General features: G+C 70.3%; 10 protein-coding genes. 2 read left to right on the top strand and 8 right to left on the bottom strand.

Annotation, left to right across the window (positions count from 1 at the left end; translation table 11 throughout):
- Nucleotides 1-58: 58 nt before the first annotated feature.
- Both selA and selB read left to right on the top strand, forming a co-directional pair.
- A complete protein-coding gene (selA, locus tag PSS76_RS11130; protein ID WP_337456202.1) occupies nt 59-1,312 on the top strand; it encodes an L-seryl-tRNA(Sec) selenium transferase in 1,254 nt (417 codons plus the stop codon).
- Nucleotides 1,312-3,063 (top strand): selenocysteine-specific translation elongation factor, encoded by a 1,752-nt coding sequence (gene selB / locus PSS76_RS11125; RefSeq protein WP_064077168.1) that lies wholly within the window; start codon nt 1,312-1,314, stop codon nt 3,061-3,063. The genes selA and selB overlap by 1 nt, the downstream gene beginning before the upstream one ends.
- Here selB and nrfD read toward each other — a convergent pair.
- The 8 genes from nrfD to PSS76_RS11085 form a co-directional block, all read right to left on the bottom strand.
- A complete protein-coding gene (gene nrfD / locus PSS76_RS11120; protein WP_064077161.1) occupies nt 3,048-4,040 on the bottom strand; it encodes an NrfD/PsrC family molybdoenzyme membrane anchor subunit in 993 nt (330 codons plus the stop codon). The two genes, selB and nrfD, sit on opposite strands and share 16 nt — an antisense overlap.
- Nucleotides 4,037-4,984, bottom strand: coding sequence for a 4Fe-4S dicluster domain-containing protein (locus tag PSS76_RS11115; RefSeq protein ID WP_064077162.1), 948 nt, complete (start codon nt 4,982-4,984; stop codon nt 4,037-4,039). The genes nrfD and PSS76_RS11115 overlap by 4 nt, the downstream gene beginning before the upstream one ends.
- A gap of 2 nt (nt 4,985-4,986) precedes the next feature.
- Nucleotides 4,987-8,229, bottom strand: a complete 3,243-nt coding sequence (gene fdh / locus PSS76_RS11110; protein ID WP_175272081.1) for a formate dehydrogenase — start codon at nt 8,227-8,229, stop codon at nt 4,987-4,989.
- A 90-nt stretch (nt 8,230-8,319) separates the two neighbouring features.
- Nucleotides 8,320-8,898 carry an aminoacyl-tRNA hydrolase gene (gene pth / locus PSS76_RS11105; protein WP_013415249.1) on the bottom strand — a complete coding sequence of 193 codons (579 nt, stop codon included), beginning with the start codon at nt 8,896-8,898 and terminating at the stop codon, nt 8,320-8,322.
- 112 nt (nt 8,899-9,010) lie between these two features.
- Complete coding sequence (locus tag PSS76_RS11100) at nt 9,011-9,604, bottom strand: 50S ribosomal protein L25/general stress protein Ctc (protein WP_005514712.1); 594 nt, start codon at nt 9,602-9,604, stop codon at nt 9,011-9,013.
- A 256-nt stretch (nt 9,605-9,860) separates the two neighbouring features.
- Nucleotides 9,861-11,336: an FAD-dependent oxidoreductase gene (locus tag PSS76_RS11095; RefSeq protein ID WP_081205292.1), complete on the bottom strand. Its 1,476-nt coding sequence runs from the start codon at nt 11,334-11,336 to the stop codon at nt 9,861-9,863.
- A gap of 181 nt (nt 11,337-11,517) precedes the next feature.
- Nucleotides 11,518-12,027 (bottom strand): hypothetical protein, encoded by a 510-nt coding sequence (locus tag PSS76_RS11090; protein WP_337456201.1) that lies wholly within the window; start codon nt 12,025-12,027, stop codon nt 11,518-11,520.
- A gap of 98 nt (nt 12,028-12,125) precedes the next feature.
- On the bottom strand, nt 12,126-13,304 hold the full coding sequence (locus PSS76_RS11085; protein WP_337456200.1) for an aminotransferase class V-fold PLP-dependent enzyme: 1,179 nt from the start codon (nt 13,302-13,304) through the stop codon (nt 12,126-12,128).
- Nucleotides 13,305-13,346: the final 42 nt, after the last annotated feature.

Below are 13,346 nucleotides of genomic sequence, written 5' to 3'. Positions count from 1 at the left end.
AGCCGAGCAGCAGACCCGCGAGGCCGATCCGCGCCGGCGCGTCCCGTCCACCGACGCGGTGCTCCGGGACGAGCGGTTGCGCGAGGCGATCGACACGGTGGGCCGCGAGACCGTCAAAGCGGGGATCCGCGCCGCCCAGCAGCAGGTGCGGCAAGGTTTGCTGGCACCCGAGGGCGTCGTCGACGTCGTGCTCGACGGTCTGCCCGCCACGCCGGTGACGCTGACTCCCGTGCTCAACGCGACCGGAGTGCTGCTACACACCAACCTCGGCCGGGCGCCGCTGTCGACGGCCGCGGTCCGAGCGCTCGAACTGGCTGCGGGCACCAACGATGTCGAACTGGACCTGGTGTCGGGGCAGCGCGGCAAGCGCGGGCGCGGCGCGCTGGACGCCCTCCGGTCGGCGGTGCCCGATGCCGAGGACGTCCACATCGTCAACAACGGCGCGGCGGCGTTGGCGCTGGCCGCCACGGCTCTCGGCGGTGAACGCCGCAACATCGTCATCGCCCGCGGCGAGATGGTGGAGATCGGAGACGGGTTCCGGCTGCCGGACCTGCTCGAATCGACCGGCGCGCGACTGCGCGAGGTGGGCACCACCAACCGGGTGCACCTCGACGACTACGTGCGCGCGATAGACGCGGAGACGGCGTTCGTCCTGAAGGTGCATCCCTCGAACTTCCGGATCACCGGCTTCACGTCGAGCGTCGCGGTCCGCGACCTCGCGGGCCTCGACTGCCCGCTCGTGGTGGACATCGGCTCGGGACTGCTTGCGCGCCACCCGGTATTGCCCGACGAGCCGGACATGGCCTCGACGTTGCGGGCAGGGGCCGACCTCGTGACCGCGAGCGGTGACAAGCTTCTCGGTGGACCCCAGGCGGGGGTGATCGGAGGACGCGCGGAACTGGTGCACCGGCTGCGACGCCACCCACTGGCGCGTGCGATGCGCGTGGACAAGCTGACGCTGGCCGCGTTCGAGGCGACCCTGCGTGGACCGCAAACACCCACCGCCGCAGCGCTTTCCGCGGATGTCGCGGAGCTGCGACGGCGAGCCGAGACGATGGCGGACCGCCTGCGTAGCGCCGGCGTCGACGCGGTGGCCGCCGACTCGGCGGCCACGGTCGGTGGCGGCGGAGCGCCGGGGGTGGACCTGCCCAGCGCGGCGGTGAGTCTGCCCGCGGCGTACGCGGACCTGCTGCGCGCGGGCACTCCGGCCGTGCTCGGCCGGGTGCTCGACGGCCGGTGTCTGCTCGATCTGCGAACCGTCCGCCCGTCCGCGGACGACGACCTGCATCGGGCGATCCTGGCGGCGCGGTGATGTTCGTCGTCGCGACCGCCGGGCACGTCGATCACGGCAAATCCACGCTGATCCGTGCGCTCACCGGCGAGGAACCGGACCGCTGGGCCGAGGAACGCCGCCGCGGTCTCACGATCGACCTGGGATTCGCGTCCACGACGCTGCCGAACGGCCGGACCGTCGCCTTCGTCGACGTGCCGGGGCACCGACGGTTCGTGCCGAACATGCTCGCCGGCGTGGGCCCGGTGCCCGCGGTGTTGTTCGTCGTCGCCGCCGACGACGGCTGGATGCCGCAGTCCCAGGAGCACCTCGACGCGCTGACGGCGCTGGGCGTGCGGCACGGGGTGTTGGTGATCACCCGCAGCGACCTGCTGGACCCCGAACCGGCGGCCGAGGAGGCGCGGGCGGCGCTGGCGGGAACGTCGCTCGCGCACGTCCCGACGGTGGCGGTGTCTGCCGTCACCGGCTCGGGGATGGACGAATTGCGTTCGGGGCTGGAACGACTCGGGAACGAGCTCCCCGCGGCGGACGTCGACGCCGACGTGCGGCTGTGGGTCGACCGCTCGTTCACCATCGGCGGGGCGGGCACTGTGGTGACCGGCACCCTCGGAGCCGGCACGGTGCGGACCGGCGACACGCTGCGCGTGGGCGTGAACGGGCCACGCGTGGTGGTGCGGGGCCTGCAGTCGCTCGGCCGCGACCGCGCGGAGGTGCCGGCGCCGGCCCGCGTGGCGGTGAACCTGCGCGGCGTCGCCAACTCCGACATCGCACGCGGCGATGCGCTGCTCACCCCCGACCGGTGGTACGAGACCGCCACGGTGGACGTGCAGCTGACGGCGCCCGGAACGCTGCGGGAACACGTCGTCGTGCACTGCGGATCCGCCGCGATCGGTGCTCGCGTCCGACCGCTCACCGACGCGTTCGCCCGGTTGTCGCTCGAGCAGCGGCTGCCGCTGCGGATCGGTGACCGGATGATTCTGCGGGACCCGGACGCCGGGCTCATCCCGTCGGGTGCGGTGGTACTCGATCCCGCGCCGCCCGAGCTTCGCCGCCGCGGCGATGCCCGTCGGCGCGCTGAGGTCCTGGCCGCGGCGGCCCCCGACGTCGGCTCGCAGTTGCGCCGACGTGGTTTCGCGCGGGCCCGCGATCTGCGGGCGTGGGGTGTCACCGGTGTTCCCGACACAGCGGGCCCCGGCGATTGGCTGCTCGACCCCGACACGGCACGTTCGGCGGCGGAGAGACTGGGGAAACTGGTCGACGAGCACGCTCGCACGCATCCGCTCGCGCCCGGCCTGCCCGGCGAGGCGGCGCGGCGAGTGCTCGCGTTGCCCGACCCGCAGCTGCTGGCCGCGGTGCTCGAACATGCGGACGCCCTCACGGTGGACGACGGCCGGATCGTGCGACGCGACGCCGAGGCCGGGCTTCCGGAGCCCGTCGCGCAGGCGGCCGCCCGATTGCAGCAGCGGTGGGAGGACGAGCCCTTCGTCGCTCCCACCGCGGGCGAGCTCGCCGAACTGGGGCTCGGGCACCGCGAACTCGCGGCCTGTGCCCGGGCGGGACTGGTCACTCCGCTCGGCGGGGGCGTCTGGCTCGGGGCCGGGGCGGTGGACGCCGCCGTCGAGGCGCTCCGGGAGCTACCGGAACCCTTCACGCCCAGCGAAGCCCGGACTCGTCTGGGAACCTCGCGCCGGGTGATCATGCCGCTGCTCGAGGTCCTCGCCCGCGAGGGGCGGACCCGCCGGACGGGGGAGGACGGTCACGTCGTGGCCTGAGCGGCACGCCGTTCCCGCTGCGGCACCACCGTGTATCGCGGATCGCGTGCCGAGGCCTGCCCGGCGTGGAAGACGGCGAAGCGCGTGCATGCCGATCCCGCGGTCAGCGCCAGGCCCGACAGTGCCGTCACCGCGCGGCTGCGTCGGCCGAGCAAGGCTCCCACCGCGCCGCCCGCGGTGAGGGCGGTCGCAGCGGAGTGCAGACGACCCGCGGTCCCGGTCCGCAGCGGTTCGGCTGTGATGCCCATGCTCCGCTGCATGATCTGCGACGCCGCCAGTTCGAGCGCCGCGCCCCCGACCGCGAGGCGCCGGGCAGGTCCGGACTCGGCGAGCGGTGCCGTCAGCAGGCCCGCCCCGCCCGCGGCCGCGGCCGCGCTGCCGACGAATACGAACGGCAACTCGCGCTTGGCCTCGTGCCAACTGGGCGTCGCGGTGTCGGTGAGCAACACGGCGGTGTACGACGCCACCGCGGGCGCGGTGACCGCGGCCAGGATCCCGGCGGGACGGGTCGCGAACGTCAGCAGCCGGCCCAGCCGTCCCCGCCGGATGGGGCGGGGGAGCAGATCCGCGAACTCGCCGACCGCGGCCAGACCGTTGAACGGTCCGTACAGCGACAGGATCCACGTGCCCACACTCATCGGGGACGTCGGCTTGGCGACGCGGAGCATGTGATGGAACCGGGCCGGGCGGCCCAGGTCGTGGATCAGCGCGTACATGCTCGCCATGATGGCGCCGAGGGCGATCACCCGGGCGGAACGCCGTTGGTGCGGGCGCCCGGTCAGATCCGCCCCCGCGGCCAGCAGCGACGAGCCGCCGGCCAGCCCACCGAGGAAGAGGTAGGCGGGAATGTCCGCCTGCCACGGCGACGCCTTCACGATGGGGCGGCCGTAGTAGCTCTCGAACTTGGCGTCGGGCACCATCGCCTGCTCGCCGCGCCCGCGCCGTCCGCGGCGACGTGTCTGGGTACGGTCGGTCATCGGTGTCCCTTTCGACGGCCGGCGAACGCGACGACCGCGCCGCCGAGCAGCGTGGCAGCCGCGACCGCGGCCTGCCGCCACATCCCGGGCAGGTGCCGCGTGGTGACCACCGGGTCCGGCGGCAACCCGTACACCTCCGGCTCGTCCAGTAGCAGGAAGAACGCCCCGGTGCCGCCGACGCCGTCGCCCTCGTCGCGCCCGTACAGCTGGGCGGTCGACTCGCCCGCGTCCTGCAGCTGCGCGAGCCGGCGATCGGCGCGTTCGCGCAACTCGTCCAGATCGCCGAACTGGATCGAATCCGTGGGACACGCCTTCGCGCACGCCGGTTCCATCCCGCCCGAGAGCCGGTCGTAACAGAGCGTGCACTTCTGTGCCAGGCCCACGGCCGGGTCCCCGGTGGGGCCGTCGCGGCGGTCGATCACGCCGTACGGGCAGGCGGGGATGCAGTAGCCGCAGCCGTTGCAGATGTCGTTCTGAACCACGACGGTGCCGAACTCGGTCCGGAACAGCGCGCCGGTGGGACACACGTCCAGACATGCCGCGTGCGTGCAGTGCTTGCACACGTCCGACTCCATGAGCCAGCGGAAGTCCGTGCGTTCGGTGACGTCGGAGTCGGCGCCGGGCAACGACGTCCCCGGCATCCCCAGATCGACGGTCTCCCGCCGTCGCTCGGCCGGCACCGGCTGTTCCACGAAGGCCACGTGCCGCCAGGTCGAGGCGCCGAGCGCCCCGGTGTTGTCGTACGACATCCCGGTCAGCTCGAGCCCGTCCTCGGGGACGGCGTTCCACTCCTTGCACGCGACCTCGCAGGCCTTGCACCCGATGCACACGCTGGTGTCGGTGAAGAAACCCTTGCGGCTCGGCGGGTCGGTGTACCCCGCTTCCCGCGCGGGGTCGCCCGGGCCGAAGAACGCTCGACCCAGTTTCGACAGATTGTCCGACACGGTTACAGCTCCGTTCCTGTCTCGGGTGTCACGCCGGCGCGTCGCCGGTACTCGGCCACGTACTCCAGCAGCGCGGGACCCCGAGGCCGACGGCCCGGCTGGATGTCGCAGCTGGTGGCCTTGGTGGACGGGATGGACACGTTGGGGTCCAGCGCCTGCGGCAGCAGCTCGTTGGCGCCGTCACCGACGCTGATGCCGTTCCGTCCCCAGTGGTACGGCAACCCGATCTGGTGGAGCCGTCGACCGTCCACCACCAGCGGCTGCATCCGGTGGGTGACCAGGACGCGAGCCTCGATCGCCGTGCGGGCGGTGACGATCGTCGCCCACCCCCCGTTCTCGAGACCGCGCTCGGCCGCCAGCTCGGGGCTCACCTCGCAGAAGAACTCCGGCTGCAGTTCCGACAGGTACGGCAGCGTGCGGCTCATCCCGCCGGCCGTGTGGTGCTCGGTGAGGCGGTACGTGGTGAACATGTACGGGAACACCTCGCTGCCCGCCGCACCGTGAGCAGGGTTGTAGCGGTTGAACTTTCCCGGATGCGGCATCCGAGCAGGGTTGGACTGCTGCGGATAGAGCGGATTCGGCAGCGGCGACTCCGGTGGCTCGTAGTGTGTCGGCATCGGACCGTCCAGCAGGCCCACCGGCGCGTACAACCACGCCCGGCCGTCGTTCTGCATGATGAACGGTTCGGTGCCGTTGATCGCGTCCTCCGCCCTCGCCCCTTCCGGCGCCCGGTACGTCGGCGGCTTGTCGGCCTCGAAGTCCGGGACGTCGTGGCCCGTCCAGCGGCCGGCGCCGTCGTTCGCGTCCGGATCCCACCACACGAACGCCTTGCGTTCGCTCCACGGTTTACCGTCGGGATCCGCCGAGGCCCGGTTGTAGAGCACGCGCCGGTTCGCCGGCCATGCCCAACCCCAGTCCGGCGCCACCGGGCCCTGCTCGTGCCGGCTCCGGCGTCGATCGGCCTGATTGACGCCGTCGCCGTACACCCCGCAGTAGATCCAGCACCCGCAGCGGGTCGATCCGTCGTCGCGCAACTGGGTGTACATCGACAGCGGCTGACCGTCGGGGCCCGTGCCGTTGATCTCGGCCAGGACCGCGACCGCGTCGGGCTCGTCGGTGCCGGGCTCCATCGGGTAGTCCCACACGAGATCGAGCAGCGGCCGATCACGCTCGTCGGTGGAGCCCGCGAGCTTCTCCTTGAGGATGCGACCCAGATGGAAGTAGAACCACAGGTCGCTGCGGGCGTCGCCCGGCGGATCGAGCGCCTTGCGATGCCACTGGAGCAGCCGCTGCGTATTGGTGAAGCTGCCCTGCTTCTCGGCGTGGTTGGCGGCGGGGAAGAAGAAGACCTCGGTACCGATGTCCTCGGTCCGCATCTCGCCGGTCTCGATCTCCGGCCCGTCCTTCCAGAACGTCGCGCTCTCGATCATCGCGAGGTCGCGCACCACCAGCCAGTCGAGATTCGCCAGGCCGGCCCGCTGCATGCGGGCGTTGGCCGTGCCCACCGCGGGGTTCTCGCCGACCAGGAAGTAGCCACCCCCGCCCTCGTTGATCTGCCGTTCGACGGTGTCCGTCGAATCGTGCGTGCCGGTCAGGCGCGGCAGGTAGTCGAAGCAGAAGTCGTTCTCGGCCGTGGCCGCGTCGCCCCACCACGACTTGAGCATGCTCACCGTGTACGCGCGCATGTTGCCCCAGAAGCCCTTCGCACCGGCGTTTTCGCCGACGAAGGTGTCCAGATCGATGTGCTTGTGCGCGTGCGGCATCGGGATGTACCCGGGCAGCAGGTTGTACAGCGTCGGGATGTCCGTCGACCCCTGGATGCTCGCGTGCCCGCGCAGCGCCATGATCCCGCCACCCGGCCGGCCGATGTTGCCGAGCAGGAGTTGGAGGATCGATGCCGTGCGGATGTACTGCACGCCGACGGTGTGCTGGGTCCAGCCCACCGCGTAGCAGAACGCCGACGTCCGGTCGCGGCCCGAGTTCTCGGTCAGCGCCCGGGCCACCTCGAGGAAGCTCTCGCGCGGAACACCGCACGCCTGCTCGACCATCTCGGGCGTGTACCGCTCGAAGTGCCGCTTGAGTACCTGGAAGACGCATCGCGGGTCCCGCAGCGAGTCGTCCCGCTGCGGCACCTCGTCCGCGCTTCCGGTGAGCGCTCCGCCGCTGCCCGACGCCTCGGTCTCCCCGGACTCGGCATCACGCGCACCGGCCGCTGGAGACTGCGACCCACCGTCCCGGTACTGCCAGCTGCTGGTGTCGTACTGCCGGCCCTCCACGTCGAACCCGGAGAACAGGCCCGCCAGATCCTCGGTGTCCCGGAAATCGTCGGAGACGATCATCGGCGCGTTCGTGTACGCCACGACGTAGTCGTGGAAGTACGCGTCGTTGGCCAGCACGTAGTTGATGAGCCCACCCAGGAACGCGATGTCCGAGCCGGCGCGGACCGGGACATGCAGATCCGCGACCGCGCTGGTGCGAGTGAACCGCGGATCCACGTGAATGACCTTGGCGCCCCGCAGCTTCGCTTCCATCACCCACTGGAAACCGACGGGGTGGCACTCCGCCATGTTGGAGCCCTGGATGATGATGCAGTCCGCGTTGACGAGGTCCTGCTGGTAGTTCGTGGCACCACCACGGCCGAACGAGGTTCCCAGACCGGGAACTGTGGAGGAGTGTCAAATACGGGCCTGATTCTCCACCTCGATCGCGCCGAGCGCGGTGTAGAGCTTCTTCATCAAGTAGTTCTCTTCGTTGTCCAGCGTCGCGCCGCCGAGGCTCGCGACACCGGACGTGCGCCGCACCCGTCGGCCCTCGTCGTCTTCCCACTGCCAGAACTGATCTCGCGACTCGAGCACCCGGTCGGCGACCATCTCCATGGCTGTGTCCAGGTCGATTTCTTCCCACTCGCTCGCATACGGGCGACGGTGCAGCACGGTGGTGACCCGGTCGGGGTTCGTCACGAGCTGCTTGCTGGCCGAGCCCTTGGGGCACAGACGCCCGCGCGAGATCGGGCTGTCCGGATCGCCCTCGATCTGCACGACCTTCTCGTCGCGGACGTAGATCTTCTGCCCGCAGCCGACGGCGCAGTACGGGCACACGCTCTTGACGACCCGATCGGCCGATTCGGTGCGGGGGGTGATCTCGAGAGAGCGGCGGGACTGGGCGGCCGCGCCGCGACCGAGCGGGTCGGTCCCGGTGATCTGCTGCCACACCGGCCAGCGCTGCGCGAAGTCACGAATACTCATCGGCTGCTCCCTGTCCGCTCCGTCGATCGAGTGGTCTCACCCATGCAACGTCACCAGGCGGGGATTCGCAACCGATGCGCAGGTCGGCCGTCAGTGCAGCCGGTTCTGCGCCGCCTCGAGTCCGAGCTGCAGCACCAGCTCGACGGCGTCCGCGGCCTCCTCGCAGACGAGATCGAGTTCCTTGCGTTCGACGGTGGAGAAGGGCTTGAGCACGTAGTCGGCGGGATCCTGTCGGCCCGGCGGGCGGCCGATGCCGACGCGGGTGCGCAGGTAGTCCTTGGTGCCGAGGGACTGCGAGATCGAGCGCAGGCCGTTGTGGCCGCCCTCGCCGCCGCCCTGCTTGAGCCGGATGGTGCCGAAGTCGAGGTCCAGTTCGTCGTGGATCACGACGATGTTCTCCGGCTTCACCGAGAAGAAGCGGGCCAGTCCGGACACCGCGCCACCCGACAGGTTCATGTACGAGCGGGGCTTGGCGAGGATCACCTGCCGGCCGACGAGCCGGGTCTGCACGATCTCGGCGCCACTGCGCTTGTGGGCGCTGAACTTTCCGCCCACGCGGCCGGCGAGGACGTCGGCCACCATGAAACCGATGTTGTGGCGGGTCTTCTCGTACTGCGGTCCCGGGTTGCCCAGGCCGACGACCACTGCGGTGCCGTTGTCGTCACTCACTGCTCGGGAGTCCTTTCGATGCGACGGTGCTCATACGACAGTGCTCACAGAACAGCGGCGCGTCGAACCCGAACGGGATCGACGCGCCGCTGGATGTTCAGCGCGGAGCTGATCAGGCCTCGGCCTCGGCCTCGGTCTCCTCGCCGGCAGCGGGCTCGGCAGCCTGAGCGGCAACGACGTTCACGAGCAGCAGCTCGGCGTCGTCGGCCAGGGTAGCGCCCTTGGGCAGCGCAACCGCGCCGGCCAGGAACTGGGTGCCGACCTCGGCGCCCTCGACCGAGATCTCGACGGACTCGGGGATGTCCAGAGCGTCGACCTCGAGCTTGATCGTGGTGGTCTCCTCGGTGACCAGCGCACCCGGAGCGGCGGTGCCGGTGACGACGATCGGGACCTCGACGGCAACCTTCTCGCCCTTCTGGACGATCAGCAGGTCGGCGTGCTCGATGTGGCGACGGATCGGGTGGACGACGACCGACTTGGTCAGCGCCAGCTGATCCTTGCCGTCGATGTCCAGGTTGATGACGACGTTGGTGCCGTGCGCGCGCAGGATGGCGGCGAATTCGCGAGCCGGGAGGTTCAGGTGCTGCGGGTCGGTGCCGTGGCCGTACAGGACCGCGGGGACCTGGCCGTCGCGGCGGGCGCGGCGGGCAGCGCCCTTGCCGAACTCGGAACGGACAGAGGCTACGAGCTTGTTGTCGTCAGACATGGTGAAACGGCTCCTACAACTCACGTGAGATATTCGTTGACGGTCGTTCGTCGCGACGAGGGGGCGGACTGACACGAACGGCCGGAGCAAACTGCTCTATCGAAGCCGTGCCGCGTCGATCACGGTGATTCAGCGCGTTACGCGAATCGCCCTCGCCGAGACAACTCGATGCAGTCTACCGGATCGCTGTCCGGAACAGAATCGGGCCCGGTCTGCGCGAATGCGCCGACCGGGCCCGATGCGGATCGGGAAGGCGTCAGGCCTTGGCGGCGCTGATGCCGGCGCGACGACCGAAGAAGCTGCCGTCGCCGAGCGAGGTGCCCGACGCGTAGCCGCCGGCGCAGACGCCGGAGGTGCAGCGGCCGGCAGCGAACAGGCCGGGGATCGGTTCACCGGAGACGTGCAGCACCTCGGAGTCGGTGTTGGTGCGCAGGCCGCCGAGTGTGAAGCCCCCGGTCATGCCGCGCAGGTCGATCGCGGCCACGGGGGAGCCGATGGGCTTGACCCATTCCGTCTTCTTGCCGAACAGCGGATCCTCGCCGTTCTCGGCGTGACGGTTGAAGACGTCGACGGTCGCCTGCAGGGCTCCTGCGGGCAGACCCATCTCGGCCTCGAGCTCCTCGACGGTCTCGGCGACCCACTTGGGCTGGTGACGCAGCTGCGGGCTCGACGTCGGGCGGGTCATGCCCTCCTCGTACGCGGCCTCGTCGATGATCAGGTACGCCTCGTTGTGGTTCTCGTACAGCGTGGCCTGGCCGACGCGGCCGGGGTAGGTGTCCTCGTTGATGTACCGCTGGCCGCGGCCGTTGACGAGGATGCCGCGGATGAACAGCTGCGGATCGCAGAAGAACGCGACCTCGGCCGCGTCCATGTGGGCGAGATCAGCGCCGAGTGCCTGCGCCATGCGGATCGCGCGGCCGTCGTGCTCCTCGATCGAGGCGGCGGGCCGGTTGACCATCTTCGGCGCGAACGACTCGAGCATCTCGTTGTTGTATGCGAAGCTGCCGGTCGCCAGGACGACACCCTTGCGGGCACGGACCGCGACGTCCTTGCCGTACTGCTTGGCGAGCAGGCCGACGACACGGCCGTCGGCGTCGACGATCAGCGTCTGCACGCGCATGTCGTACTCGGCGCGCACATTCAGCGCCTTGGCTGTATCCACGAGCGGCTTCATGAGCATGTAGCCGCCGCCCTTCTCGGTGCTGACGTGCTTGTCCTCCATCTGGGGGACGTGGCCGCGCGGTGCCGGCGGAATCGTCGCGTTGAAGGGGGCGGCGTTCTCGCCTCCGGTGTACTGCAGGCCGTCGTCACCCGGCGGCTCCCAGCCCGGCTCGCCCCAGAAGCTCATCTTGAACGGGACGCCGCACTCGTCGACCAGCCAGTGGTAGTGGTCGACGCTGCCCTCGCAGTACGCGTCGATCTTGGCCTCGTCGGTGCCCGGGCCGAGTGCAGCCTTCATGAAGGCCTTCATGCTGTCGACGGTGTCCTCGAACCCGCACGCCTTCTGCAGCGGCGTGCCACCACCCATGTAGATGAAACCGCCGGCCATCGCCGCGGCGCCGCCCCAGCCGCCGGTGCGCTCGAGCACCAGGACGTCGGCACCGTTCTGTGCTGCGCCGACCGCAGCAGATGCACCGGCGACGCCGAATCCGGCGACGACGACATCGGCCTCGTAGGCCCAATCGGCGATGTGATCTGCGGAAATCGGTCGGATCGGTGTGGCCTCGGCCATAAGGTTGTCCTCTCACAAGCGCAAACAAAGATGTGACACAGATCATTTACACGCGTCAAAACTGTTGCGTCACACAGTTCCCGCCCAGCGGGAACGAACTTCGCGGTTTGTGAGGTCGGCGCAGGTCGGCGGTGCGGCAATCCTGTCGGGGATTGCCACACCGACCGCGGGGCTGTCGAGATCAGCCGTTCGAGTCCCCGGAGTCGCCTCCGGTCCCGCCGCCGGTGCCGTCGCCCGGCGTCGTCCCTTCCCCGGGCGGGGTGTCTTCGGGGGTCTTCTCCGGATTCTCCGTCCCGTCCTGCGGGTTCTCCTTCTCCGGATCCCCGACTGCGGGGGCCTCCGGTGCGGCGGGCGCGTCACCCCCGCCGGGTGCGGGTGCGGGCGCCGGCGCCGCGGGGGCCGGCGCCTGGACGTTGCCACCGCCTGCGTTGCCACCGCCGGCGTTGCCGCCGCCCGCGGTGCCCGGCGCCGGACGGTTGCCCCCACCCGTTCCCGCGCCGGAACCAGCAGATGCGTCGGCGTCGCCGGGCGGGCTGGTCGGTGCCGTCGTGGTACTCGGTGCGGTCGTCGTCGAGGACGGCGCGGTGGTTGTCGTCTCGGCCGTTGTGTCGCCGTCGTCGTTGCATCCCGCCAGCAGCAGCGCCGACGCGATGACGCCCGCCCCGAGAACGGCAGCCTTGATACGTCGCATTACTCAATTCCTCCCCATTGATCGGTACATGCCGGACAAACAGATACCAGTCGGTTGGTAGGCAGGAAGTGAGCTTTGCGAATCAGTTGTCCGAATTGTTACTCGAGGGTCAGCTGGGAAATGGCGTCGACGAACCGCGACAGATCGCTGTCGGAAACGAAGTAGTGCGGCGAGGCGCGCACCACGGCATCGAGCCCGCGCGCACTCATGTCGAGCAGAGTCGACGACCGTCCACTCACGGTCACCGTTATCCCCTTGTCCGCCAGCGCGTCTCGAATGCCCGACGGCTCCCGGCCGTCGACCGTGAACGTCACGATGCCGCAGCGGTCGGTGCCGAGATCGTGGACCTGCACGCCCGGCAAGGCGTCCAGCTCGTTCCGAATCCGTTCGGCGCCGGCCGCGATCGCACGGGCCGCATAGTCGATCCCGAGGCTCAGCAGGTAGTCGACTGCAACGCCCAGCCCCAGTCGAGCAGCCACATCGCATTCCCACAGCTCGAAGCGCGACGCATCCGCGGCGGGCAGGTACTCGTCGGGCGACAACCACTGCGCCCCGTGCAGATCCATCGCCAGGGGCTTCAGTTCGCGGGCGAGGGCGCCCCGCAGATACAGGAATCCGGTGCCGCGCGGTCCCCGCAACCATTTGCGTCCGGTGGCGGAGAGGGCGTCGACACCGAGCGCGCCGACGTCGATGGGGAGCTGGCCCACCGACTGGCAGGCGTCGAGGAGGACCAGCGCGCCGTGCCGGTGCGCGAGGTCGACAACCTCGCGCACCGGGTTGATCAGGCCGCCGTTGGTGGGGACGTGAACGAGCGACACCAGCGCGACGCGGTCGTCGAGCATCCGAGCGAGGGCGTCCAGGTCGATCCGGCCGCTCGGGTCACTGGGGACGACCTCGACCGACGCGCCCGTCTCCTTCGCGCGATGCAGGGCAGTGATCGCGTTGCTCGCGTACTCCACCTGAGACAGCAACACTCGATCGCCAGGCCCCAACGGGATCGACGTGAAGAAGTCGCACCACGCCCGGGTCGCGCTGTCCACGAGCGCGATCTCCACGGGTGAGGCGCCGATCAGGCGTGCGATCGAATCCCGCACGGCGGCGAGGTCGTCCGCACGTTCGGCGGCCGCGACGTACCCGCCCACCTCGGCCTCGCGCCGAAGATGTTCGATCACGGTCGCGAGCACCGGCTGAGGGGGCAGTGACGATCCGGCGCTGTCGAGAAACACTCTTTCCAGACAACCCGGAGTGTCGAGCCGGAGGCGTTCGAGATCGAGCATCGGCTATTCCTCCCGATCGGTAGCCACGACAGGGAGTGAGCT

The sequence above is a fragment of the Prescottella sp. D32 genome (genome assembly GCF_037287305.1).
In the GTDB taxonomy this organism is placed as follows: Bacteria; Actinomycetota; Actinomycetes; order Mycobacteriales; family Mycobacteriaceae; genus Prescottella; species Prescottella equi.
The sequence above is the reverse complement of the archived record's forward strand: the minus strand, read 5'-3'. Positions and strand labels throughout refer to the sequence as shown.

Excerpts from the sequence above, each read along its gene's own strand:
- selB (WP_064077168.1), top strand. The coding sequence starts at position 1,312 with ATGTTCGTCGTCGCGACCGCCGGGCACGTCGATCACGGCAAATCCACG.
- nrfD (WP_064077161.1), bottom strand. The coding sequence starts at position 4,040 with ATGACCGACCGTACCCAGACACGTCGCCGCGGACGGCGCGGGCGCGGC.
- PSS76_RS11100 (WP_005514712.1), bottom strand. The coding sequence starts at position 9,604 with ATGTCTGACGACAACAAGCTCGTAGCCTCTGTCCGTTCCGAGTTCGGC.
- PSS76_RS11095 (WP_081205292.1), bottom strand. The coding sequence starts at position 11,336 with ATGGCCGAGGCCACACCGATCCGACCGATTTCCGCAGATCACATCGCC.
- PSS76_RS11090 (WP_337456201.1), bottom strand. The coding sequence starts at position 12,027 with ATGCGACGTATCAAGGCTGCCGTTCTCGGGGCGGGCGTCATCGCGTCG.
- PSS76_RS11085 (WP_337456200.1), bottom strand. The coding sequence starts at position 13,304 with ATGCTCGATCTCGAACGCCTCCGGCTCGACACTCCGGGTTGTCTGGAA.